The 23994-nt window shown below is 57.8% G+C and carries 30 protein-coding genes; 26 read left to right on the top strand and 4 right to left on the bottom strand.

Annotation, left to right across the window (positions count from 1 at the left end):
* From rplX to ACR0EL_RS20005, 26 genes are all read left to right on the top strand, one after another.
* Positions 1–312 (top strand): 50S ribosomal protein L24, encoded by a 312-nt coding sequence (gene rplX, locus ACR0EL_RS20130; protein WP_170531626.1) that lies wholly within the window; start codon positions 1–3, stop codon positions 310–312.
* Positions 305–865, top strand: coding sequence for a 50S ribosomal protein L5 (gene rplE / locus ACR0EL_RS20125; protein ID WP_480501807.1), 561 nt, complete (start codon positions 305–307; stop codon positions 863–865). The genes rplX and rplE overlap by 8 nt, the downstream gene beginning before the upstream one ends.
* Before the next feature lie 19 nt (positions 866–884).
* A complete protein-coding gene (rpsN, locus tag ACR0EL_RS20120; protein ID WP_010437098.1) occupies positions 885–1190 on the top strand; it encodes a 30S ribosomal protein S14 in 306 nt (101 codons plus the stop codon).
* A 13-nt stretch (positions 1191–1203) separates the two neighbouring features.
* Positions 1204–1596 (top strand): 30S ribosomal protein S8, encoded by a 393-nt coding sequence (gene rpsH, locus ACR0EL_RS20115; protein WP_039523381.1) that lies wholly within the window; start codon positions 1204–1206, stop codon positions 1594–1596.
* An 11-nt stretch (positions 1597–1607) separates the two neighbouring features.
* Complete coding sequence (gene rplF / locus ACR0EL_RS20110; protein ID WP_170356679.1) at positions 1608–2141, top strand: 50S ribosomal protein L6; 534 nt, start codon at positions 1608–1610, stop codon at positions 2139–2141.
* A gap of 11 nt (positions 2142–2152) precedes the next feature.
* The gene (gene rplR, locus ACR0EL_RS20105) at positions 2153–2512 is read left to right on the top strand and encodes a 50S ribosomal protein L18 (RefSeq protein WP_039523386.1); all 360 of its coding nucleotides are present in this window, start codon (positions 2153–2155) and stop codon (positions 2510–2512) included.
* Between the two features lie 112 nt (positions 2513–2624).
* Complete coding sequence (gene rpsE / locus ACR0EL_RS20100; RefSeq protein WP_480501805.1) at positions 2625–3194, top strand: 30S ribosomal protein S5; 570 nt, start codon at positions 2625–2627, stop codon at positions 3192–3194.
* 12 nt (positions 3195–3206) lie between these two features.
* Positions 3207–3395 (top strand): 50S ribosomal protein L30, encoded by a 189-nt coding sequence (rpmD, locus tag ACR0EL_RS20095; RefSeq protein ID WP_480501804.1) that lies wholly within the window; start codon positions 3207–3209, stop codon positions 3393–3395.
* Between the two features lie 192 nt (positions 3396–3587).
* Positions 3588–4358, top strand: a complete 771-nt coding sequence (locus ACR0EL_RS20090; protein ID WP_480501819.1) for a VOC family protein — start codon at positions 3588–3590, stop codon at positions 4356–4358.
* Between the two features lie 244 nt (positions 4359–4602).
* Entirely contained in the window at positions 4603–4818 is a 216-nt protein-coding gene (locus ACR0EL_RS20085; protein WP_170531617.1) for a DUF1127 domain-containing protein, read from the top strand.
* Positions 4819–5020: 202 nt separating this feature from the next.
* On the top strand, positions 5021–5494 hold the full coding sequence (gene rplO, locus ACR0EL_RS20080) for a 50S ribosomal protein L15 (RefSeq protein ID WP_480501802.1): 474 nt from the start codon (positions 5021–5023) through the stop codon (positions 5492–5494).
* 109 nt (positions 5495–5603) lie between these two features.
* The gene (gene secY, locus ACR0EL_RS20075; RefSeq protein ID WP_170531614.1) at positions 5604–6968 is read left to right on the top strand and encodes a preprotein translocase subunit SecY; all 1365 of its coding nucleotides are present in this window, start codon (positions 5604–5606) and stop codon (positions 6966–6968) included.
* Positions 6965–7540, top strand: a complete 576-nt coding sequence (locus ACR0EL_RS20070; protein ID WP_480501800.1) for an adenylate kinase — start codon at positions 6965–6967, stop codon at positions 7538–7540. Before secY ends, ACR0EL_RS20070 begins: the two co-directional genes overlap by 4 nt.
* A gap of 202 nt (positions 7541–7742) precedes the next feature.
* A complete protein-coding gene (gene rpsM, locus ACR0EL_RS20065) occupies positions 7743–8111 on the top strand; it encodes a 30S ribosomal protein S13 (RefSeq protein WP_008757392.1) in 369 nt (122 codons plus the stop codon).
* 15 nt (positions 8112–8126) lie between these two features.
* Complete coding sequence (gene rpsK / locus ACR0EL_RS20060) at positions 8127–8516, top strand: 30S ribosomal protein S11 (RefSeq protein ID WP_008757289.1); 390 nt, start codon at positions 8127–8129, stop codon at positions 8514–8516.
* A 114-nt stretch (positions 8517–8630) separates the two neighbouring features.
* Entirely contained in the window at positions 8631–9647 is a 1017-nt protein-coding gene (locus tag ACR0EL_RS20055) for a DNA-directed RNA polymerase subunit alpha (protein ID WP_010437127.1), read from the top strand.
* Between the two features lie 118 nt (positions 9648–9765).
* Positions 9766–10185 carry a 50S ribosomal protein L17 gene (gene rplQ, locus ACR0EL_RS20050; protein ID WP_170805984.1) on the top strand — a complete coding sequence of 140 codons (420 nt, stop codon included), beginning with the start codon at positions 9766–9768 and terminating at the stop codon, positions 10183–10185.
* 142 nt (positions 10186–10327) lie between these two features.
* Complete coding sequence (locus ACR0EL_RS20045; RefSeq protein ID WP_480501798.1) at positions 10328–11713, top strand: trypsin-like peptidase domain-containing protein; 1386 nt, start codon at positions 10328–10330, stop codon at positions 11711–11713.
* 4 nt (positions 11714–11717) lie between these two features.
* Positions 11718–13031 (top strand): replication-associated recombination protein A, encoded by a 1314-nt coding sequence (locus tag ACR0EL_RS20040; protein WP_480501797.1) that lies wholly within the window; start codon positions 11718–11720, stop codon positions 13029–13031.
* Positions 13032–13211: 180 nt separating this feature from the next.
* Complete coding sequence (locus tag ACR0EL_RS20035) at positions 13212–14255, top strand: RluA family pseudouridine synthase (RefSeq protein ID WP_480501795.1); 1044 nt, start codon at positions 13212–13214, stop codon at positions 14253–14255.
* Complete coding sequence (locus ACR0EL_RS20030; protein WP_480501794.1) at positions 14252–14923, top strand: HAD-IA family hydrolase; 672 nt, start codon at positions 14252–14254, stop codon at positions 14921–14923. The genes ACR0EL_RS20035 and ACR0EL_RS20030 overlap by 4 nt, the downstream gene beginning before the upstream one ends.
* A 3-nt stretch (positions 14924–14926) precedes the next feature.
* Positions 14927–15634: an ATP12 family chaperone protein gene (locus ACR0EL_RS20025; RefSeq protein WP_480501793.1), complete on the top strand. Its 708-nt coding sequence runs from the start codon at positions 14927–14929 to the stop codon at positions 15632–15634.
* A gap of 207 nt (positions 15635–15841) precedes the next feature.
* The gene (locus ACR0EL_RS20020) at positions 15842–16858 is read left to right on the top strand and encodes an amino acid ABC transporter substrate-binding protein (protein WP_353010787.1); all 1017 of its coding nucleotides are present in this window, start codon (positions 15842–15844) and stop codon (positions 16856–16858) included.
* 122 nt (positions 16859–16980) lie between these two features.
* Complete coding sequence (locus ACR0EL_RS20015) at positions 16981–18213, top strand: amino acid ABC transporter permease (protein ID WP_353010789.1); 1233 nt, start codon at positions 16981–16983, stop codon at positions 18211–18213.
* A 3-nt stretch (positions 18214–18216) separates the two neighbouring features.
* A complete protein-coding gene (locus ACR0EL_RS20010; RefSeq protein WP_353010791.1) occupies positions 18217–19515 on the top strand; it encodes an amino acid ABC transporter permease in 1299 nt (432 codons plus the stop codon).
* 12 nt (positions 19516–19527) lie between these two features.
* Positions 19528–20319, top strand: a complete 792-nt coding sequence (locus tag ACR0EL_RS20005; RefSeq protein ID WP_353010793.1) for an amino acid ABC transporter ATP-binding protein — start codon at positions 19528–19530, stop codon at positions 20317–20319.
* Positions 20320–20365: 46 nt separating this feature from the next.
* Here ACR0EL_RS20005 and ACR0EL_RS20000 read toward each other — a convergent pair whose 3' ends face one another.
* The 4 genes from ACR0EL_RS20000 to ACR0EL_RS19985 all read right to left on the bottom strand — a co-directional run bounded on the left by ACR0EL_RS20000 (position 20366) and on the right by ACR0EL_RS19985 (position 23934).
* Positions 20366–20863 (bottom strand): SixA phosphatase family protein, encoded by a 498-nt coding sequence (locus ACR0EL_RS20000; protein ID WP_480501790.1) that lies wholly within the window; start codon positions 20861–20863, stop codon positions 20366–20368.
* Positions 20860–21534, bottom strand: coding sequence for a ferredoxin (locus ACR0EL_RS19995; protein WP_480501789.1), 675 nt, complete (start codon positions 21532–21534; stop codon positions 20860–20862). The genes ACR0EL_RS20000 and ACR0EL_RS19995 overlap by 4 nt, the downstream gene beginning before the upstream one ends.
* An 18-nt stretch (positions 21535–21552) precedes the next feature.
* Positions 21553–22416, bottom strand: a complete 864-nt coding sequence (gene argB, locus ACR0EL_RS19990; RefSeq protein WP_480501787.1) for an acetylglutamate kinase — start codon at positions 22414–22416, stop codon at positions 21553–21555.
* Positions 22417–22530: 114 nt separating this feature from the next.
* The gene (locus ACR0EL_RS19985; RefSeq protein WP_480501786.1) at positions 22531–23934 is read right to left on the bottom strand and encodes a PepSY-associated TM helix domain-containing protein; all 1404 of its coding nucleotides are present in this window, start codon (positions 23932–23934) and stop codon (positions 22531–22533) included.
* Between the last annotated feature and the right edge of the window lie 60 nt (positions 23935–23994).

Below are 23994 nucleotides of genomic sequence, written 5' to 3'. Positions count from 1 at the left end.
ATGGCTGCTAAACTCCGCAAAGGCGACAAGGTCGTCGTGCTGGCCGGTAAAGACAAGGGCAAAGAGGGAACCATTTCCTCGGTTGACCCGAAGGCCGGTAAAGCTGTTGTCGAAGGCATCAACATTGCCATCCGTCACACCCGTCAGTCGCAAGCTTCGCAAGGTGGTCGTCTGCCTCAGGCGAACCCGATCCAGCTGTCGAACCTGGCACTGCTGGACAAAAACGGCAAAGCAACCCGCGTTGGTTTCCGCATGGAAGGCGACAAGAAGGTCCGCTTCGCCAAGACCACAGGGGACGTGATCGATGCTTGATAACGCAACCTACACCCCGCGTCTGAAGGCTCAGTACGCTGAAACCATCCGTGCCGCTCTGAAAGAAGAGTTCGGCTACAAGAACGACATGCAGCTGCCCAAGCTGGAAAAAATCGTTCTGAACATCGGATGTGGTGCTGAGGCGGTCAAAGACTCGAAGAAAGCGAAAGCTGCTGTCGAGGATCTGACTGCGATTGCTGGCCAGCAGGCCGTTGCAACAAAGGCGAAGAAGTCGATCGCGGGTTTCCGTGTTCGTGAGGACATGCCGCTGGGTGCGAAAGTAACCCTGCGCGGTGACCGGATGTACGAATTCCTGGATCGTCTGATCACGATCGCAATGCCGCGTATTCGTGACTTCCGCGGTGTGAAGCCGTCTTTTGATGGTCAGGGCAACTTTGCCATGGGCATGAAAGAGCACATCGTGTTCCCGGAAATCGACTTCGACAAGGTCGACGAGGTCTGGGGCCTGGATATCGTAATTGCCACCACAGCGAAAACCGACGCTGAAGCTAAGGCACTGTTGAAAGCGTTCAACATGCCGTTCAACGCATAAGCGCCGGGAGGATTGAGACATGGCTAAAAAAGCAATGATCGAACGCGAGAAGAAGCGCGAACGCCTGGTGGCCAAATATGCCGCAAAGCGTGCCGAGCTGAAAGAAATCGCGAATGACGAGAGCAAGCCGATGGAAGAGCGTTTCAAAGCGCGTCTGAAACTGGCGAAACTGCCGCGCAACAGCTCGGCTACCCGTCTTCACAACCGTTGTCAGCTGACCGGTCGTCCCCACGCTTACTACCGTAAGCTGAAGGTCAGCCGTATCGCGCTGCGCGAGCTGGGTTCTGCTGGTCAGATCCCCGGCATGGTGAAATCGAGCTGGTAAGGGAGACATAGATATGAATGATCCTATCGGCGATATGCTCACCCGTATCCGCAACGCGCAAATGCGCGGCAAGTCCACCGTTTCAACCCCGGCGTCCAAGCTGCGCGGTTGGGTTCTGGACGTGCTGGCGGACGAAGGCTACATCCGTGGCTATGAAAAGACGACCGGTGAAAACGGTCATCCGGCCATCGAAATCAGCCTGAAATACTACGAAGGCACCCCTGTTATTCGCGAACTGAAGCGGGTCTCGAAACCCGGTCGTCGCGTGTACATGGGCGTCAATGACATCCCGCAGGTCCGTCAGGGTCTGGGCGTGTCGATTGTCAGCACTCCGAAAGGTGTGATGTCGGACCAGAACGCTCGCTCCAACAACGTTGGCGGCGAAGTGCTCTGCACCGTCTTCTAAGGAGGTCTGCAATGTCTCGTATTGGTAAAAAACCGGTCGAGCTGCCCAGCGGCGTTTCCGCCTCTGTGTCGGGTCAGACCATCGAAGTGAAAGGTCCGAAAGGCACCCGCAGCTTCACTGCAACTGATGACGTAACGCTGTCGGTCGAAGACAACGTTGTGCAGATCAACCCTCGTGGCATGTCCAAGCGTGCCCGCCAGCAGTGGGGCATGAGCCGCACTATGGTTGCCAATCTGGTAACCGGTGTGACCCAGGGCTTCAAAAAAGAGCTGGAGATCCAGGGTGTTGGTTACCGGGCGCAGATGCAGGGCAACACCCTGAAGCTGAACCTGGGTTACAGCCACGATGTTGATTTCACTGCTCCGGAAGGTGTCACCATCACCGCGCCGAAGCAGACCGAGATCGTTGTGGAAGGTATCGACCAGCAGCAGGTGGGCGAAGTCGCGGCCAAAATCCGCGAATGGCGCCGTCCCGAGCCGTACAAAGGCAAGGGCATCCGCTACAAGGGCGAGTTCATCTTCCGCAAGGAAGGCAAGAAGAAGTAAGGACGCAGACAATGGCAAACAGCAAAAGAACCCTGTTTCTGAAGCGCCGCCTGCGCGTTCGGAACAAACTTCGCAAAGTCAACGCCGGCCGTGTACGCCTGTCGGTTCACCGTTCGAACAAGAACATCAGCGTTCAGCTGATCGACGACGTTCGTGGCGTGACCCTGGCATCGGCCTCGACCCTGGAAAAAGATCTGGGTGTTGTTGGCAAGAACAACGTCGAAGCGGCCACCAAAGTGGGGGCGGCCATCGCCGAGCGTGCCAAGAAGGCAGGCGTCGAAGAGGCCTATTTCGATCGTGGTGGCTTCCTGTTCCACGGCAAGGTGAAGGCAGTTGCTGACGCCGCGCGTGAAGGTGGTCTGAAGATCTAAGACTTGCGGGCAGCTTTGTGGCTGCCCCGATGATCCGGGGGCCTCGGCAACAGTCGGGGCTCACTTGGATTGAACAAACGGCGCCGAGCGCCATAGTAAAAGGGATGCCAAGATGGCAGAACGTGAAAACCGTCGGGGCCGTGGCCGCGACCGTGAAGAAGCACCGGAATTTGCAGATCGCCTGGTCGCAATCAACCGCGTGTCGAAAACCGTAAAAGGTGGTAAGCGCTTTGGCTTCGCCGCTCTGGTGGTTGTCGGCGATCAGAAAGGCCGCGTCGGCTTTGGTAAGGGTAAAGCGAAAGAAGTACCCGAGGCCATCCGTAAGGCGACCGAGCAAGCCAAGCGTCAAATGATCCGCGTGCAACTGCGCGAAGGTCGTACTCTGCACCACGACATCGAAGGCCGCCACGGCGCTGGTAAAGTGGTCATGCGCACCGCGCCTGAAGGTACTGGTATCATCGCCGGTGGTCCGATGCGTGCTGTGTTCGAAATGCTGGGCGTAAAGGACGTTGTGTCCAAGTCGCTGGGCTCGCAGAACCCGTACAATATGATCCGCGCCACCATCAACGGCCTGCAGAAAGAGCAGAGCCCGCGTTCGGTTGCACAGCGTCGTGGCAAAAAGGTTGCCGATATCCTGCCCAAGCGGGACGAAGCACCAGCTGGTGCTGAAGCAGAAGCATAAGGAGAGCGACCCATGGCAAAAACCATCGTCGTCAAGCAGATCGGTTCTCCGATCCGTCGCCCCGCCGAACAGCGCGCAACTCTGATCGGTCTGGGCCTGAACAAGATGCACAAGACCCGTGAGCTGGAGGATACTCCCTCGGTCCGCGGCATGGTCAACAAGATCCCGCATCTTGTTGAGATCATCGACGAGCGCGGCTAAGCGCGAGCTCATTGAAGAATTTGAAACGCCCTCGACATTGTCGGGGGCGTTTTTTTGTTCGCACTTTAGCTTATTGGGGAACTCTTCTTCTAGCGCGGACCTCCGAAGGCCATGTTCTGATTGATTTGTATCAATGACCATTTGGATTGTGTTGGACTACCCAGCGCGTGTGGCGCAGGAGGTTTGTTTGAAATGAATGCGGATAATACAGGACAGATTGTATGGCATGACCTCTTCACGCCTGATCTGAGCGCTTCTGAGACGTTCTATGGTAGTGTAGCGTCGTGGGATTTCATCAAGGAAAGCACCGATGAATACGTCTGGGGCCAAGGAAAAGGGGAATTCACTCTTGCTCTTCTAAACGGGGAAGCCGGAAGCGGATTGACGGAAACTCCAAGGGACTTTGATGCCGGATGGCTTCCTTATTTCGAAGTTCCCGATGTTGATGCGTATTCAGCGCGTGCTGAGAAGCTGGGCGCACGTATAATCCGGCGACCCTTTGATGTGCCCGGGGTTGGGCGAAACTGCCTATTGGCGGACCCTTGGGGCGCCAGATTTGGTATCTCCGTTTCACAACATGAATACCCAATACCTACACAGCAGTTTGCAGCAGAGATTTATTTGAGCGGAGGCTCAGAGTTTCCAATTGAATTCTACCAGGCGTTGTTTGATCGCACATATTCGACGACGGATGGCGGTGAAGGTGCCGAGTCAAGCCGGTGGCTTTCGCAAAGTCTTGTGGTTGCTTCACGAGATATGAAGATGCGCGAGAAATGCGCCTGGCTGCCTGTGATCAAAGTGGTCGCAATCGAGAAGGCGGTTCGTGATGCTTTGACGCTTGGAGCGTCTGAAACGCGTGTTCGATCACTGCAAAGTGCTCAGCAGGTGCCGCGTGTATTTCGTGATCCGATGGGGCTTTACTTTGCATTTCAGCAGGTGGGTCCAATTCTAACAACAGGCTAGCGGTCTGCAAAAAACGCAGGTGGCCATCGAGCTGATCAGCAGGTCAGCTGCAAGTTACGTTCCAATACGAATAGCAACCAGGCTAGGAACAAGCCAACCAGCGAAAGTTATTCGCAACACGCATAGCGGCTAGACCAAAACGCGCGTTGTTAGCGGTACCGACTATGCCTATCTGAGCCTTGTCCACAAAGGAACAAATGGAAACAACCGGGGAATACGCCTCGGCACAGAAAGGAATAGAGATATGGCACATACAGCTACACTGACACATGGCGGCTTCAACCTGAGCGCCCGTTTCGCGAATCTGGTTGAGCGCGTTAAAGCGGCCCGCGCACGCGCGGCGGAATATCAGCGCACTTACACCGAGCTGCAGCGTCTCACCAACCGTGAGCTGGACGATATTGGCGTCCGCCGTTGCGACATCGCGGATATCGCGCGTGAGCATGCGTACTGCTCCTAACAATACCCCACCACTCACAAAGAAAGAGGCGTCGTTCGGGCGCCTCTTTTGCATCGCGCTCCAATTGACAACAAACCTTGCATCAAAGGCCGCAACGCTGTAGAGCGCTCCGGTGGATTTCCGTCCACGAGAATCAAAACCAAGAAATGCCGTGGTTGGCCCATCACGCTTCGGGGGTCACATCCGGCTAAGGAGAAGCGAAATGAAACTGAATGAATTGCGCGACAACCCCGGCGCAAGCCCGAAACGCACTCGTGTTGGCCGTGGTCCGGGTTCCGGCAAAGGTAAAATGGGTGGCCGTGGTATCAAAGGCCAGAAATCCCGTTCGGGTGTGGCTATCAATGGCTACGAAGGCGGCCAGATGCCTCTGTACCAGCGTCTGCCCAAGCGTGGTTTCAACAAACCGAACCGCAAGGCATTTGCTGTTATCAACCTGGGTCTGATCCAGAAATTCATCGATGCCAAGAAGCTGGACGCCAAAGCCGCGATCACCGAAGACGTGCTTGTTGCATCCGGTCTGGTTCGCCGCAAATTGGATGGCGTGCGCGTTCTGGCCAAAGGTGAAATCACCGCCAAGGTGAACCTGGAAGTGACCGGTGCTTCGAAAACTGCCATCGAGGCAGTCGAAAAAGCGGGCGGTTCACTGAAAGTCACAAAAGCTGCTGCGGCAGAGTAAGCGCTTGTGAGCGGGCTCAGACCCGCTTACATAGACGTCAGAGTTTTCCAAGACGCCGTCCGAGCCGGAAAACGGTTCCGGGCGGCGTTTGCATAAGAGAGACCGATTTATGGTATCAGCAGCAGAACAAATGGCAGCCAACACAAGCTGGGCTGCTTTGGGCAAAGCCACCGATCTGCGCAACCGCATCCTGTTCACGCTGGGTTTGTTGATCGTCTATCGCCTGGGCACCTTCATTCCGGTGCCGGGGATCGACGGGCAAGCCCTGCGCGAGTTCATGGAACAGGCGGGGCAGGGCATCGGCGGCATGGTTTCGATGTTCACCGGCGGGGCGCTGGGTCGAATGGGTATCTTTGCCCTCGGCATCATGCCTTATATCTCGGCCTCGATCATCGTGCAGCTGCTGACATCGATGGTTCCCGCGCTTGAGCAACTTAAGAAAGAGGGCGAGCAGGGGCGTAAGAAGATCAACCAATACACCCGTTTTGGTACCGTGGCGCTGGCCACCGTTCAGGCCTATGGTCTGGCCGTTTCGCTGGAATCGGGCGATCTGGCGACCGATCCGGGCCTGTTCTTCCGCATGTCGACCATGATCACACTGGTTGGGGGCACCATGTTCCTGATGTGGCTGGGTGAGCAGATCACAGCACGTGGCATCGGCAATGGTATCTCTCTGATCATCTTCGTCGGCATCATCGCCGAGGTTCCGGCTGCCCTGGCGCAGTTCTTTGCCTCTGGCCGTTCGGGCGCAATCAGCCCTGCTGTTATCGTTGGCGTGATTGTCATGGTGATCGCCGTGATCACCTTTGTCGTGTTCATGGAACGCGCCTTGCGCAAGATCCACATTCAGTACCCGCGCCGTCAGGCCGGTATGAAAGTATACGAGGGCGGCTCCAGCCACCTTCCTGTCAAGGTCAACCCAGCGGGTGTGATTCCAGCCATCTTCGCAAGCTCGCTGCTGTTGCTGCCGGTCACCATATCGACCTTCTCGGCCGGGGCGACCAACGGTCCGATCATGTCGTGGCTGCTGGCCAATTTCGGCCCGGGTCAGCCGCTCTATCTGCTGTTCTTTGCTGCGATGATCGTGTTCTTCGCGTATTTCTATACGTTCAATGTGTCGTTCAAACCGGATGATGTGGCGGACAACCTGAAGAAGCAAAACGGATTTGTGCCGGGTATCCGCCCGGGCAAAAAGACCGCCGAGTATCTGGAATACGTGGTCAACCGCGTACTGGTTCTGGGCTCAGCCTATTTGGCAGCGGTTTGTTTGCTGCCGGAAATTCTGCGGAACCAGTTTGCCATTCCGTTCTATTTTGGCGGCACTTCGGTTTTGATTATCGTCTCTGTGACCATGGATACCATCCAACAGGTGCAGAGCCATCTTCTCGCGCACCAATACGAAGGTCTTATCGAAAAGTCCCAATTGCGCGGTAAAAGCAAGAAACGCGGAAGGAAGGGACCCTCTCGTCGATGAACATTATTCTTCTTGGCCCCCCAGGGGCGGGTAAAGGGACGCAAGCCTCCCATCTGGTCAATACACGCGGCATGGTTCAGCTGAGCACCGGTGATATGCTGCGCGAAGCCAAGAGCAGCGGTACCGAAATGGGTAAGCGCGTCGCCGAAGTGATGGACAAGGGCGAACTGGTTACAGATGAGATCGTAATCGGCCTGATCCGCGAAAAGCTGGAGCAGGGTGCAGAAGGTGGTTTTATCTTCGACGGCTTTCCCCGGACCCTTGCGCAAGCAGATGCACTGGGCGCCTTGCTGGCCGAGAAGGGTGAGACACTGGATTTTGTGATCGAGCTACAGGTGGATGACGAAACGCTGGTTCAGCGCATCGTAGGTCGTGCCGAAGAAGCCCGCGCCGCTGGTCAGCCTGTCCGCGCAGATGACAACGAAGACAGCGTGCGCATCCGCCTGATGGAATACTACAAAAAGACCGCTCCGTTGATTGGCTACTATCACGCCAAGGGCGATTTGCGCCCGGTGGATGGTCTGGCGGATATCGGCGATGTAACCACCTCAATCGAGGCCGTGCTGGGCTGATTGAATCAGGGGGCTTGACGGCCCCTTCAAAACCCCATATCGACCCACATCCCTATGGGAATCGCAATCGCGTACGGGATTCGTCCCTGACGCATCTAATACCTCGTACAAATGCTGGACCCTCTGGCCTCACTGCCACGGTCAAGTGTTGTGAAAAAAGGTTCTGGAGCTACGGAACCGCAACAAAAAAGGAAAGTGACACGTGGCACGTATTGCCGGCGTAAACATCCCGACTGCAAAGCGGGTACCTATCGCCCTCACATATATCACCGGTATCGGAAACACTTCGGCCAAAGCGATCTGCGAAGCCGTAGGCATTGAAGCGCACCGTCGCGTCAACGAACTGTCCGACGCCGAAGTTCTGGCCATCCGTGAGCACATCGATGCAAACTTCACCGTCGAAGGTGATCTGCGTCGTGAAGTTCAGATGAACGTCAAGCGTCTGATGGACCTGGGCTGCTATCGCGGTCTGCGTCACCGCCGCAACCTGCCGGTTCGCGGTCAGCGCACCCACACCAATGCTCGTACCCGCAAAGGCCCCGCAAAGGCCATCGCTGGTAAGAAGAAATAAGGGAGGGTCTGACTGATGGCACGTGATAAGACTCGCGTTAAGCGCAAAGAGCGTAAGAACATCGCATCGGGCGTCGCCCATGTGAATTCGACCTTCAACAACACCAAGATCCTGATCTCGGACGTACAGGGCAACGCCATTTCGTGGTCGTCTGCCGGCACTATGGGCTTCAAGGGATCGCGGAAATCGACACCCTACGCCGCTCAGATGGCTGCAGAAGATGCAGGCAAGAAGGCGCAGGAACATGGCGTCAAGACGCTGGAAGTCGAAGTTCAGGGCCCCGGTTCGGGTCGTGAATCGGCTCTGCGTGCGCTGGCTGCCGTGGGCTTCAACATCACGTCGATCCGCGACGTGACCCCAATCGCTCACAACGGCTGCCGTCCGCCGAAGCGCCGCCGCGTCTAAGCGATTTCGAATTTGGCTGGGGCTGCGTTTTTGCGCGGCCCCAGCATGTCATTTTGAACCTCGGGCGTCTGCACCTTGTTGGTCATGGGGCGCGGACAGGAATGGAGGGATTACATGATCCATAAGAATTGGGCAGAATTGATCAAGCCAACCCAGCTTGACGGCAAGCCGGGCAACGACCCTGCGCGTCAGGCAACCCTGGTTGCTGAACCGTTGGAGCGTGGCTTTGGCCTGACTCTGGGCAACGCGCTGCGCCGCGTTCTGATGAGCTCGCTGCAAGGCGCGGCCATCACCAGCGTTCAAATCGACAACGTCCTGCACGAGTTCTCGAGCGTGGCGGGCGTGCGTGAAGATGTCACCGACATCATCCTGAACCTCAAAGGCGTGTCGCTGCGCATGGAAGTCGAAGGCCCCAAGCGCCTGTCGATCAATGCCAAAGGCCCCGCAGTTGTCACCGCTGGCGACATCAGCGAAAGCGCCGGCATCGAGGTTCTGAACCGCGATCACGTCATCTGCCACCTGGACGATGGCGCTGACCTGTTCATGGAACTGACCGTCAACACCGGTAAGGGTTACGTCTCGGCTGAGAAGAACAAGCCCGAAGACGCACCCATCGGCCTGATCCCGATCGACGCGATCTATTCGCCGGTCAAAAAGGTTGCCTATGACGTTCAGCCGACCCGTGAAGGTCAGGTTCTGGACTATGACAAGCTAACCCTGAAGATCGACACCGACGGTTCGATCACTCCGGAAGACGCGCTGGCATTTGCCGCACGTATCCTGCAGGATCAGCTGTCGATCTTCGTAAACTTCGACGAGCCGGAATCGGCTGGCCGCCAGGACGAGGACGATGGTCTGGAGTTCAACCCGCTGCTGCTGAAGAAAGTGGACGAGCTGGAACTGTCGGTCCGTTCGGCAAACTGCCTGAAGAACGACAACATCGTTTACATCGGCGATCTGATCCAGAAGACCGAAGCCGAGATGCTGCGCACCCCGAACTTCGGCCGCAAGTCGCTGAACGAGATCAAAGAAGTGCTGTCCGGCATGGGTCTGCACCTCGGCATGGATGTCGAGGACTGGCCGCCCGACAACATCGAAGATCTGGCGAAGAAATTCGAAGACGCGTTCTAAACGCGTCTTCCCCAATGCCCGGGCTGCCGGGGACCAAATGGGCACTTCCGCCCCAAGGAGAGCCGGTGACACGCATCGCCGGCCAGACAAAGCAAAACGCGAAAGAAGGAACTAGAAAATGCGTCACGCACGTGGTTACCGCCGCCTGAACCGTACTCATGAGCACCGCAAGGCTCTTTTTGCGAACATGGCTGGCTCGCTCATCGAGCATGAGCAAATCAAAACAACTCTGCCGAAGGCAAAAGAACTGCGCCCGATCATCGAAAAGCTGGTCACTCTGGGCAAACGCGGCGACCTGCATGCCCGTCGTCAGGCCGCATCTCAGCTGAAAGAAGACAAAGATGTCGCAAAGCTGTTCGAAGTTCTTGGCCCCCGCTACGCCGAGCGTCAGGGCGGCTATGTCCGCATCCTGAAGGCTGGCTTCCGCTATGGTGACATGGCCCCGATGGCGATCATCGAATTCGTTGATCGTGACGTCGACGCCAAAGGCGCGGCTGACAAAGCCCGCGTTGCCGCCGAAGAAGCTGCAGAAGAATAAGCCGACCCGTCTATCTGATTGTGAAACCCCTGCGTCCCGGACGCGGGGGTTTTCTTTTTCTTGTTTGCAGTCGCGAGTGCTGTGCTTGCAATAGCGGCTGCTTGGCCGCATATCCTACAGGTCTTTGAAGATTGAGGTCGGAATGCTTCGCGCGACAGTACTAGCTTTGTCCATTCTATCGGCATCCTTTGCCACGGCCGAAACACAGGTTCCGCAATCTCAGGCCGAAATCAGCTTGGGCTTCGCACCGGTTGTGAAACAGGCGGCCCCCGCGGTGGTGAACATTTATGCCAAGATCATTCGGCCGGGGCGCAGCAATTCCTTGTTCTCGGATCCGTTCTTTCAGGATTTCTTCGGCGGTGGATTTGGGGCGCCACAGCCGCGTGTGCAGAACTCTCTGGGTTCTGGCGTTATCCTGTCTGATGACGGGTATGTTGTGTCGAATTTCCATGTTGTGGGCTCGGCGACCGAAATCCGTGTGGTCACAACTGACCGGAGGGAGTTTTCAGCAACCGTTGTTCTGGGGCATGAGGAAAGCGACATCGCGATCCTGCGTCTTGAAGAGGCTGCCGATTTACCCCACCTGAGCCTGCGGGATTCCGATCAGGTTGAGGTGGGTGAACTGGCGTTGGCGATTGGTAACCCTTTCGGGGTTGGGCAGACCGTATCATCGGGCATAATCTCAGGGTTGGCCCGCACAGGCACGGCCACGGGTAACGCACGGGGCTATTTCATTCAGACCGACGCGGCGATCAATCCGGGCAACTCGGGCGGCGCGCTGATCGATGTGAATGGCGACCTGATCGGAATCAATACCTCGATTTTGACCCGGTCGGGTGGCTCGAACGGGATCGGATTTGCGATACCGGCCAATCTGGTGGCGGAATTTCTGCGGCAAGCGCAAGACGGCAATGACAGTTTCATCAGCCCATGGGCCGGGATCACCGGCCAGCACATGAGTGCCGATATCGCCGAGTCGCTGGGTCTGGCCATCCCATTGGGTGTCGTGATCTCGAACCTGCATGAGCTTAGTCCTTTGGCAGAAGCCGGATTGAGGGTTGGCGATGTCGTGACCCATGTGGACGGGGATGAGGTGAACTCTCCCGCTGAAATGAAGTTCCGCATGTCCGTTGCGGGCGTTGGCGGGACATCGATACTGACTCGGCTACGCGGCGATGAGAGTGCCGAGGTCGAAGTTGCACTGATTCAAGCTCCAGAAACACCGGATGCCGAGAAAACGACCACAACCGAAGACACCGTGCTGCCCGAATTGACGATTGCACGGGTCAATCCAGCGGTGGCATCCGATCTGGGCCTGCGCATCTCGCAAACGGGGGTCGTTGTTGTTGACCCCGGCCCGTATGGTGCGCGTGCTGGTCTGCGCGCCGGAGACATCTTGGGGGAAATCAACGGTGACAGGATTGAGCGTCCGCGCGATGCGGTTCGCGCCCTGACCGATCCCGGGCGTCGGGTGCAAATGACGCTAGAGCGTGATGGGCGTTCTTTGTCATTGCGGTTCAGGCTCTAGGGGCATGAGCGATCTGTTCGATACTACAGGTTCAGACTCCGCGCCGGCCAAGCACCGTCCGCTGGCAGACAGACTGCGACCGCAGACACTGGCCGAGGTCATCGGGCAGGAACAGGTGCTTGGGCCGGAGGCTCCCCTAGGGGTGATGCTGGCCTCTGGCAGCCTGTCCAGCCTGATCTTCTGGGGGCCGCCGGGCGTTGGCAAGACAACGATTGCCCGATTGCTGGCGCAGGAAACCGATCTGCATTTCGTCCAGATCAGCGCGATCTTCACTGGTGTTCCAGATCTGAAGAAGGTGTTCGAGGCTGCCAAGATCCGGCGTCAGAACGGGCAGGGCACGTTGTTGTTCGTCGATGAAATCCATCGGTTCAACAAGGCCCAACAGGATGGGTTTTTGCCTCATATGGAGGACGGCACCATCCTGCTGGTAGGGGCAACGACCGAGAATCCTTCATTCGAGCTGAATGCCGCTGTGCTCAGCCGGTCTCAGGTGCTGGTGCTTGAACGGCTGGGTCTGGCTGATCTCGAGCGGTTGACACAGCGTGCAGAAAAGGAACTGGGCAAAGCGCTGCCTTTGACACCCGCTGCGCGGGATGCGTTGCAGGAAATGGCAGATGGGGACGGGCGGGCCCTGCTGAACCTGATCGAACAGGTGGCCGCCTGGACGGTGGATGCACCGCTGGACCCGGATGCACTGTCGACGCGCCTGATGCGCCGGGCCGCGAAATACGACAAATCGGGTGATGAGCACTACAATCTGATTTCGGCGTTGCATAAATCCGTGCGGGGCTCGGATCCTGACGCTGCGCTCTACTGGTTTGCCCGAATGCTGGCCGGGGGTGAAGACCCACGTTTCTTGGCGCGGCGTATCACCCGGATGGCGGTCGAAGATATCGGGCTGGCCGATCCGCAGGCGCAGGCAGTTTGCCTGCAGTCTTGGGAAACCTACGAACGGCTCGGTTCACCCGAGGGTGAATTGGCATTGGCGCAGGCGCTGATCTATCTGGCGCTCGCGCCGAAATCGAACGGGGCCTATGTGGGCTATAAGGCTGCGATGCGGTTGGCTAAAAAAACCGGCAGCACACCACCGCCCAAACACATCCTGAACGCGCCGACATCGCTGATGAAGGATCAGGGCTATGGTGCGGGCTATGCTTATGATCATGACGCCGAGGATGGGTTTTCTGGCCAGAACTACTTCCCCGACGGCGTGGAGCGAGAACCGCTCTATCAACCGGTCGAACGCGGGTTCGAGCGTGAGTTGAAGAAGCGGCTCGACTATTTTGCCAAGCTCCGAGCGCAGCGCAACAGCGGGTAACGCGGGATAGACCAGATGCTTCCACACCAGAGTTGGTGGAATTGGTATTTGCCGAGCATTTGGTGGGCCGCCGGTTGCTTGACTCTTGCGCCGTTGCAGGCGACAGACGCGCATGTTTTCTAGGATAGTTGGCAAAGCACAATCCGGGCGGGACAGACGCCCGGTACGAAGGGCAATGGCATGAGCGGTGTTCAGATGATTACGGTCGCAGAGGGCGACGGAGATCAGCGGGTCGACCGTTGGTTGCGCCGTCTGTTTCCGCATGTCAGCCAGGGGCGCATCGAAAAAATGTGCCGCAAGGGTGAACTGCGCGTGGATGGCAGCCGCGCCAAGGCCTCGACCCGGCTGGAGGTGGGGCAGATTGTGCGCGTGCCGCCTTTGCCTGGTGCGGATCACAAACCGGTCGAGGTGAAACGACGCGTTTCCGATGCGGATGCCAAAATGATCCAGTCCTGCGTGATCTACCGCGACGATCATGTGCTTGCGCTGAACAAGCCGCATGGCCTGCCGGTCCAGGGTGGCAGCGGTCAGACACGCCATGTGGACAGCCTGTCCGAGGCTTTGCGCTTTGGCTATGAGGAGAATCCTCGACTTGTCCATCGGCTGGACAAGGACACCTCGGGTGTTTTGTTGTTGGCCCGCACGCGCGAGGCCGCCAAAGGGCTGACTGCTGCGTTCCGCCACCGGGATACGCGCAAAATCTACTGGGCTTTGGTTGCTGGGGTGCCGACGCCTTATCTGGGCGAGATCAAGACGGGTCTGGTCAAGGCATCGGGCCATGGCAAGCAGGGCGAGGGTGAGAAGATGATCCCCGTCCATATGGGTGACATTGACAGCACGCCCGGTGCGAAACGTGCTCACACGCTTTATGCCACGCTCTACCGTGTTGCAGGTCGTGCCGCCTGGGTGGCGATGGAGCCAATTACAGGCAGAACCCATCAACTGCGCGCACATATGGCCGCGATCGGGCATCCGATCATCGGAGATGGCAAATACGGCGGATCTGGTCAGGAGAACCTCGGTGATGGCTGGGGCGCGCAACTGGGCGGGATTATCAGCAAGAAGCTACATCTGCACGCCCGCAGCGCGTCGTTCCAGCACCCGGTGACGCGCCAGACGATCACCATCGAAGCGCCCTTGCCCGAGCATATGAAACACAGCTGGGACACGTTCGGCTGGACCGAGGATCTGGCTGCCGACGACCCGTTTGAGGAACTGCAATGAGCACACCCTTGCGGTTGGTTCTATTCGATGTCGATGGCACTCTGGTCGACAGTCAGGGCAGCATCGTCCATTGCATGACCACGAGTTTTCAGGCTGCCTCGGTCACGGCTCCGTCGCGTGAGGCAATCCTGTCGATTGTGGGCCTATCGCTGCCACAAGCGATTGCGCGGCTGGTTCCGGATCAATCCGATTTAGTGCAGGCGCAGTTGGTCGATGGCTACAAGCGGGCCTTTCACTCGTATCGCTTGAACCTTGGAGCGCCTAGCTCGCCGCTCTATCCCGGTGCGCGTGAGGCGATTGAGGCCCTGCATGCAGTGCCGGACATCCTGCTGGGCGTGGCGACTGGCAAGTCACAGCGGGGCCTGGACGCGTTGATCGAGGCGCATGGGCTCGAAGGGTATTTCGTCACCCGTCAGGTGGCCGATCACCATCCATCGAAGCCGCACCCTTCGATGGTGCAGACCGCCTTGGCAGAAACCGGGGTTGATGCGGCAAATGCGGTGATGATCGGGGATACCAGCTATGACATGGATATGGCCGCCGCAGCAGGGGTGGCTGGGATCGGTGTCGATTGGGGCTACCATGATCGATCTGCATTGAACGCGGCTGTCTGCGTTATTGAAACCTTCGACCAGTTGCCTGACGCGCTGGCCCATATCTGGAACTGACACATGAGCGATTGGAAACCGAAACGCTTTTGGACGCACAGCGCAGTGGTCAAGGTCGATGGTGGGCATACGGTTGAGCTGGATGGCCGCCGGGTCAAAACCCCTGCTAAACAGGCGTTGATCTTGCCCACAGAGGCCATGGCCATGGAGATCGCCGCCGAATGGGACGCGCAAGAGAATGAGGTGGATCCCGCCACCATGCCTTACACGCGTTCAGCCAATGCTGCTATTGATAAGGTTCGAACCCAGCATAGCGAAGTGGCTGAGATGTTATCCGACTATGGGGATTCCGATCTGTTGTGCTATCGCGCAACGCATCCTCAGGCGCTGCAAAACCGTCAAGCGGTAGAATGGGACCCGGCCCTGGATTGGGCCGCTGAAACCCTGTCAGCCCGATTGGTCCCGGTGTCAGGCGTCTTGCACAAACCGCAATCCCAAGACGCGCTGGCGCGGCTGCGGGAACGGGTTCATGGGATGGATGCGTTTCAATTGGCTGCATTCCATGACCTGGTGAGTCTGTCGGGGTCGTTGATTCTGGGCTTTGCAGCTGCCCTGAATTGGCGCGAACCGGATGAGATTTGGCGCATTTCGCGTCTGGACGAAGACTGGCAGATCGAACAATGGGGCCACGATGACGAGGCCCACGCCGCAGCCGAGACCAAGAAAGCGGCCTTTCTGCATGCTAAATCCTTCTTTGATCTATCGTTTTGATTGCTCTCGGCTAAAAAACTGGCTGTGTTAACGCTGCCGTAGGGTGTGATAAATCGATTTCCATGATCGGGCACTTGACGTTTGTTTATGAATGCGACCAAACTCGTGCCCACTAAAGGGGAGACACCTTTGGGGTAACCTTACCGGCATCCACTTTGCCGGATAGAGCCGTCCCGCAAAGGGGCGGAAAATCAGGAAGAGGTAAAAATGAAAAAATCCGTAATCTTGGGCGCGGCAACAGTTGCCGGTCTGGCCGCAAGCGCTGCAGTGGCGGGTACTATCGATGACGTCAAGGCGCGCGGTACTCTGAACTGTGGTGTGACCACCGGTCTGGTTGGCTTTGCGGCACCAGATGCGAATGGCGAATGGAAAGGCTTTGACGTTTCGCTGTGCCGTGCCGTTGCAGCCGCAGTTCTGGGCGATGCAAACGCTGTTGAATTCGTGCCGACCACCGGCAAGACGCGCTTTACCGCGCTTGCGTCGGGTGAGATCGACATGCTGGCCCGTAACACCACATGGACCTTCAGCCGCGACGTTGACCTGAAATTCGAATTCACTGGCGTGAACTACTATGACGGTCAGGGCTTCATGGTTCCCAAGGCATTGGGCGTGACCTCGGCCAAGGAGCTGGACGGCGCAACCGTCTGCATCCAGACCGGCACCACAACCGAGCTGAACCTGGCCGATTTCTTCCGTGCCAACAACATCAGCTACGAACCGGTACCGATCGAAACCAACGCTGAAGCGCAACAGCAGTATCTGGCTGGCGCATGTGACGTTTACACCACCGACGCTTCGGGCCTGGCCGCAACCCGCGCCACGTTCGAAAACCCCGGTGACCACGTCCTGCTACCCGAAATCATCTCGAAAGAGCCGCTGGGCCCGCTGGTCCGTCACGGCGATCACGAGTGGGGCGATGTTGTCCGCTGGACCCTGAATGCGCTGGTTTCGGCTGAAGAGCTGGGCGTGACCTCGGCGAACATCGACGAGCTGGCAGCTGGCACCGACAACCCGGAAGTGAACCGTCTGCTGGGCACCGAAGGTACCCTGGGCGAGATGCTGGGTCTGGACGCACAGTGGGCCATGCGCGCCATCAAGGCGGATGGTAACTACGGCGAAGTGTTTGCCAAGAACATCGGTGAAGAAACTCCGATCGGTCTGGCACGCGGCCTGAACGCACAGTGGACCGAAGGCGGCCTGCTGTACTCGCCGCCTTTCCGCTAAGACATCCACGGGAAAGGGCGCGGGGCAACCTGCGCCCTTTTCTTTCATAACTGCTGCGGACGCTACAGAGCGGGGAATACCTCGCCGGGGTTAAAAGTCCGCAAGCCACGGGGATTCCATATATGTCGACTATGACTGACCCACCGAAAGCTGATTTTCGGTTGTCGATGCTCATTAACGATACCCGCTACAGATCACTCACATTCCAGGTGATTGCGGCCATCGCTATTGCGCTATCCATTTGGTATCTGGGCAACAACCTGATCCAGAACCTTCGGGCCGCAGGGCTCAACATATCATACACGTTTCTTGGCGATGCCGCCGGATATGACATCAACCAGCGTCTGATCGAATATGACAGCCAGGCCTCGCATGGCCGTGCTGCTGTCGTTGGGATCCTCAACACGCTGCTGGTAGCATTTCTCGCCTGTATCACTGCCACGGTATTCGGTGTGATCGCGGGTGTCTTGCGCCTGTCCAACAACTGGCTCGTTTCAAAACTGATGGCGGTGTATGTCGAGATTTTCCGGAACATTCCGGTTCTGATCTGGATCATCATCATCTTCACCATCATGACAGCCGTGCTGCCGGGGCCACGCGCCTTCCGAGGTGAAGATCCAACGTCGACGATGCTGTTTGACGCGTTTGCCTTCACCAACCGGGGTGTTTACGTTCCGCGGCCAGAATTCACGAATGCGTTGTTTGGCTCAACATTGCTAAGCTGGCTTCTGGTGATAGCGGGCCTTGTCGGGTCCTGGTTTGCCTCACGTGAGATTGAAAAACGCGCGGCGCTTAAGCAGGAACAAACAGGTGAACGGCCGCAGACGCTCCTGGTGAAACTAGGCGTTTGGCTTGTTCCTTTTGTGGTTCTGATGGTCCTGATGGGGTTGACCTGGAATATTCCAGAGCTCAAGGGCTTTAACTTCAGTGGCGGTATCAAAGTTGGTGGTCCGCTGATCGCCCTATGGTTTGCCTTGTCGATCTACACCGGTGCCTTCATCGCCGAAAACGTGCGGGCAGGTATTCAGGCGATCAACAAAGGTCAGACCGAGGCCGCAGCGGCGCTGGGCTTGCGCCCGGGTCGGATCATGAACCTTGTGGTTCTGCCTCAGGCCTTGCGGGTGATCATCCCGCCGCTGATTTCGCAGTACCTCAACATCACCAAGAACTCGTCGCTGGCGATTGCCGTGGGTTACGCAGATATCACCGCAACCTTGGGCGGTATCACGTTGAACCAGACAGGTCGCGCGATCGAGTGTGTTCTGCTGCTGATGCTGTTCTACCTGACAGCCTCGCTGCTGATCTCGATGGTGATGAACCTCTACAACGCATCCGTCAAGTTGAAGGAGCGCTGAGCCATGACCGATCAAACAACAAATCCGATCGCATTTGTGGCCGACGGGACCATTCCGCCTTCACCCCCACCGGCAAATGAAGTTGGTGTGGTCAAATGGATGCGCGATAACCTGTTCTCGGGTGTCGCAAACACCATCCTGACAGTTCTGTCGCTGATCTTGATCTACATCCTGCTAAAAAACACGCTGCCGTGGTTCCTGAACGGGGTCTGGAACGCGAACTCTCTGGCTGAATGCCGGGAGATTCTGGCGGGCAAGACAGGGGCGTGTTTCGCGGTTCTGACGGAACGCTGGCCACAGCTGATCTATGGGTTCAAATACCCGGTTGACGCCTATTGGCGCCCAAATCTGGCCTTTGTGCTGATGTTGGTTGCCTTCGCACCGGTGCTGTTCTTCGACCTGCCGCGCAAGATGCTGATCTTTACTGGTCTCTATCCCTTCATTGCCTTCTGGCTGATCTGGGGCGGTACGATCCTGGCACCTTTGGTAGCGCTGGTGGGCTGTGTGGCTGCAGGTGCAGTCTTCCAGAAGTTTGGCAAGAACAGCTTTGCCGCCGGGTTCTTTGGCGCCATCGTGGTTGCACTTGTTATCTGGAACGTGGGCGCTGCTCTGATCCCGGAAGGGGCGTCAGACGATGCCTGGCTGACATACGTGCCCAGCCGTGATCTGGGCGGCTTCATGCTGAACATGATGCTGGGCGTAACCTGTGTGTCCCTGTCGGTGCCTCTGGGCATTGCCCTGGCGCTGGGCCGTCAGTCAGACATGCCGCTGATCAAGTGGGTTTGTGTCATCTTCATCGAGTTTATCCGTGGCGTGCCTCTGATCACGCTGCTGTTTGTGGCTTCGGTGATGCTGGCCTATTTCTTCCCGCCCGACAGCACGGTCGACCTGTTCCTGCGCGTTGTGATCATGATCACCATGTTCTCGGCAGCCTATATCGCCGAGGTGATCCGTGGCGGTCTGGCAGCGCTTCCGCGCGGGCAGTACGAAGCAGCAGACAGCCTTGGTCTGGATTACCCTCAGGCGATGCGTCTGATCATCTTGCCGCAGGCTTTGAAGATCTCGATCCCCGGAATCGTGAATGTGGCCGTTGGCCTGTTCAAAGACACCGTTCTGGTTTCGGTCATCTCAATGTTCGATCTGTTGGGCATGATCCGGGGTCCCATTTTGGCATCAACCGAGTGGAATGGTGTGTATTGGGAACTCTTAGGGTTCGCTTCGCTCCTGTTCTTCGTCGTCTGTTACGGCATTTCTCAATATTCTCAGTGGCTCGAGCGTCGCCTTGCCACAGATCATCGTTAAGGAGTTCAACACATGTCTGAACTTGCAATTGAACGCGAAATCGACCGCTCGAAGATGCAGGTGAGCGACGAGGTCGCCATCGACATCAACGGCATGAATAAGTGGTACGGCTCGTTCCACGTGCTGCGCGACATCAATCTGACCGTCAATCAGGGCGAGCGGATCGTGATCGCGGGCCCGTCGGGCTCGGGCAAATCCACCCTGATCCGCTGTCTGAACGCGCTGGAGGAACACCAGCAGGGCAAGATCGTGGTGGACGGGATCGAACTGTCGAATGACCTGAAAAACATCGACAAGATCCGGTCCGAGGTTGGCATGGTGTTCCAGCACTTCAACCTGTTCCCGCACCTGACCATTCTGGAAAACTGTACGCTGGCCCCGATCTGGGTGCGCAAGACGCCCAAGAAAGAGGCGGAAGAGCGCGCGATGCATTTCCTGGAAAAGGTGAAAATCCCCGATCAGGCGCTGAAGTATCCGGGTCAGCTGTCCGGTGGTCAGCAACAGCGTGTGGCGATTGCCCGTTCGCTCTGCATGATGCCGCGGATCATGCTGTTTGATGAACCGACATCGGCGCTTGACCCTGAGATGATCAAAGAGGTGCTCGACACCATGATCGAGCTGGCCGAAGAAGGCATGACCATGCTGTGCGTGACCCACGAGATGGGCTTTGCCCGTCAGGTCGCCAACCGCGTGATTTTTATGGATGCTGGCCAGATTGTTGAGCAGAATGAACCGGAAGAGTTCTTCAACAATCCGCAGAGCGAACGGACCAAGCTGTTCCTGAGCCAGATTCTGGGGCACTGATCCCAGAGAAACGAATAGAGAAGGCGGGGTTTGACCCCGCCTTTTTTCATGCCAGAAGCTCACGCGGGATCGTAAAGCCCAGAACCAACCCGCTGTTCCAATTCACTTGCGCCCAGTCATCGCTTTCAAAGCGGATCACAGTCGTCGCACAGGTTGGGTAGTCGTAGAAGCGCGGGTGATCCGCTGGCTGGCGAACGATACGGTTGGCGAAGTCGGCAATGCCGGGGTTGTGCCCTAGCATCATAACGGTGGGCTCGGTGGCCCCGGATAGCACGTCTAGCATATCCTCCGGGCCTGCGTGATAGAGCGTGCGCAGAAAACGCGCTCTATCGGCTTGCAGCCCCATCCGGTCCCAGGTTTCGCGCGTACGAGCTGCAGTGGAACAAAGCACCTCATCCGGCAGCCAGCCATTGCTGCGCAGCCATTCGGCGACTGCCGGCGCAGATTTACGCCCGCGTTTGTTCAAGGGCCGGTCGTGATCCGGCAATATGGGGCTGTCCCAACTGGATTTTGCATGACGGGTCAGGATCAGCGTCAGGGTCATGACGGGTGAAATGCCCTCATATGATGGGCGGATTGTTCCGGGTCACGCTTGGCCCCGGCACTGATCGGGCAGGACAGCCGAGCAAGGCAGCCGCCCGTCATACAGGTTTGGCCTTCGGGTGTGGAGAGGTGCCGGTGGCAGGCGTCCACATTGTAAAAGCTTTGATCGTTCAAGGCCCCCACCGGGCAGGTTTGCGTGCAAGGTGCAGGGCAGGTGGTGCAAGGAGATGCCGCTTCGGCTTTGGGGATTTCAAACTCTTGCACAAAATGCAGCGCGCCGCGAAATGAGATCATCATGCCCATAGTGTCATGAACCAGGGCGCCAACAGGGCTACTGAAGGTCCGCCCGGATTTAAGCGCCCAATCGATGAATGGGGCATAGGGCGGGCCACCGAATGGGAAATGTGCCTCGGCCCGCATCTGCTGCGCCAACTGTCCGACAACGCGCAGAGACCAACTGTCTACCGGATCGCGACCTCGCCACTCAGGTGAGGATTTGAGCGCGGGCCAGAACTCTGGCCCTGCGCCCAGCAGGATCAACGTTCCCCCATCAAGCTGCTTTGCGTCGGTCTTATGCGGATGCAGTGCGCCCATGACAATCAGGCCGACCTGCTGCGCCGCCTGTTCAACGCTTTCAAATGTCACCTCTGCGGAGTGTGCCTGGTCTGTCATATCCCCTCCGCGCTCAGATCAATCAGGCCGGATCAAAGACCCGGCACCGTGTTCGGTGAACAGCTCCAGCAGCACCGCATTGGGTGCGCGCCCGTCCAGAATGACCACCGCGCGAACGCCACTGTGCAAAGCGTCCAGCGCCGTTTCGGTTTTGGGGATCATACCGCCTGCAATCGTGCCTTCGCGGGTCATTTCGCGGATTTGACCGGCTTTCAACTCGGTGACGACATCTCCTGCGGCGTTTTTAACGCCAGATACGTCGGTGAGCAGCAACAGGCGGTCCGCTTTCAAAGCCGAGGCGATGGCCCCGGCGGCGGTGTCACCATTGACGTTGAATGTCTCTCCGCCCGTGCCAGCACCCAGCGGGGCGATGACCGGGATGACATCATGCGAGAACAGGTCGTGCAGGACCTTCGGGTTCATCTCGGATGGGGTGCCGACAAAGCCCAGTGAGACATCTGTCTGCTCGCAGGTCATCAGGTTGGCGTCCTTGCCGGACAGGCCCACTGCGGTGCCCCCTTGACGGTTGATCGCTTGAACGATGCGTTTGTTCACGAGGCCAGACAGGACCATTTCGACCACTTCAACGGTGGCTTTGTCCGTGACACGTTTGCCACTCACGAAGTCCGATTGGATATCCAGCTGCTTCAGCATCGCGTTGATCATTGGCCCACCGCCATGCACGACGACCGGGTTCACACCTACCTGACGCATCAACACAACATCGCGGGCAAAGCTCTCCATCGCTTCGTCACTGCCCATGGCGTGCCCGCCCAGCTTGATGACAACGATGGCGCCGTCATAGCGCTGCAGATAAGGCAAGGCGCTATTTAGGGTTGCAGCAGTGGCGATCCAGTCCCGGTTCATGTCTCGTGTCTTCATGGCTGTCAGTCCTTTGATCCACCCTGTTAGGGCGTTTGGACCGGGCTGCCAAGACCATACCGGGCAATTGCCGCAATCTGAGGCCGCGCCGGCTTGGCGCGGCCCGTGTTCAGGTTAGCTCATCGCGCGCTTCATCGCGGGAATGTTGCTGAGGATGAGCAGGTCAAAGGCAAGAACGGCCACTAGGGTCAAACCGACCAATGGGAAGGCCATCGCCGTGAACAACCCGATCAGAACAGCACCTTTCCATAAGGGCAATTCTGCCGGCATTGGAGGTGCAGCCAGACGCCCGGCCTTTTGCGGACGTCGCTTAACCCACATCACCACGCCCGAGACACAGACAAAGATCACCGATAGGCAGAAGACCAAGTTCAGGACAAAGTTCCAAATGCCCATCAGCCCCATATGCAACGGGATGCCAACAGCCATGGCCTTGCCCATCAGCGAATAGTCCGCATACTGCACATCGGCCAGGATTTTGCCTGTGTACTGATCCACATGTACGGTTCGATCGTTCGCCGGGTCGGTTGAGTCACTGCTCATGCTGTCACGGTTCAGCGTCCAAACCCCGGCTTCCCCGCTGGGATAGGCCACACGGAACCGTCCGGCCATGCCCAGAGCAGTGCCGAGTTCGACCAATGCGTCGATATCGACGCTTGCACCCTCGGGCACGCCTGTGATCCCCACATCCGAACCCGAAGCGGGCATTGGGGTCTGTTCCAACGCCCAAGGGACATCGTTCTGATGCCCATGGTTCATGCTGGCGTGGGTTTCGTCCGATAGCGGAACACTGTCCCATTTCTCGGCGGGGAAACTGCTCCAGGGTTGGACAATCATGCCGCCCCAGACCCCGGCCCAGGATAGGCCAGAGATCAGGAATACGATCAGCAGCAGCGACATCCAGAAGCCGACAACGGCATGTAGCGATTTCCACAGCGCACGGCCGCGCGCCTTCAGGTTTGGGATGAACGCGGCCAGCGCATTCCCACGGGGCCACCATAAATAGAGGCCGGTGAAGACCAGAACCAGACTCAGACCCGCAGCAATTTCCAAGATCCGGTCACCGGTGGTGCCGATCAAAAGGGTCGAGTGGATGTTGTCCGCCAGATCGTACCAACCTGCCCGACGGTCCCAAACCTCAATCACCTGACCGGCATAGGGGTCGACGGCGACCATGCGGTGCGCGGCTTCGGTCTTGATGCGGAACACGGTGGCCAGATCTTCGGCCTTGGGGCCGATCCATTCCACGACCTGACCGGGTACCTGGGCCATCGCGACCTCGGCCTGTTGCGAAACGGGCAGGGCGGTACCGTCAATCGTGACGCCAATCTTTTCGCCGTCACGCCCATCGAACTGGGTGATGAACATCATCATCAAACCGGTCACGGCCAATATGATGAGAAATGGGATCACGAAAATCCCCGCGTAGAAATGCCACCGCCATGCGGCGAAGTAGAATTTTTGCGCAGTACTGTTCTGCGCCGAGGCTGTACTCGGATTTTGGCTATTCAGTGCCATTAGAAAATCTCCATATGCAGACATGCCCCGCATGCGTGGCACGCAGGGTGAACAAGTGTT

The sequence above is a fragment of the Ruegeria sp. AH12 genome (assembly GCF_056541465.1).
Note: the sequence above shows the minus strand (reverse complement) of the source record. Positions and strands in the feature narration are given on the sequence as shown.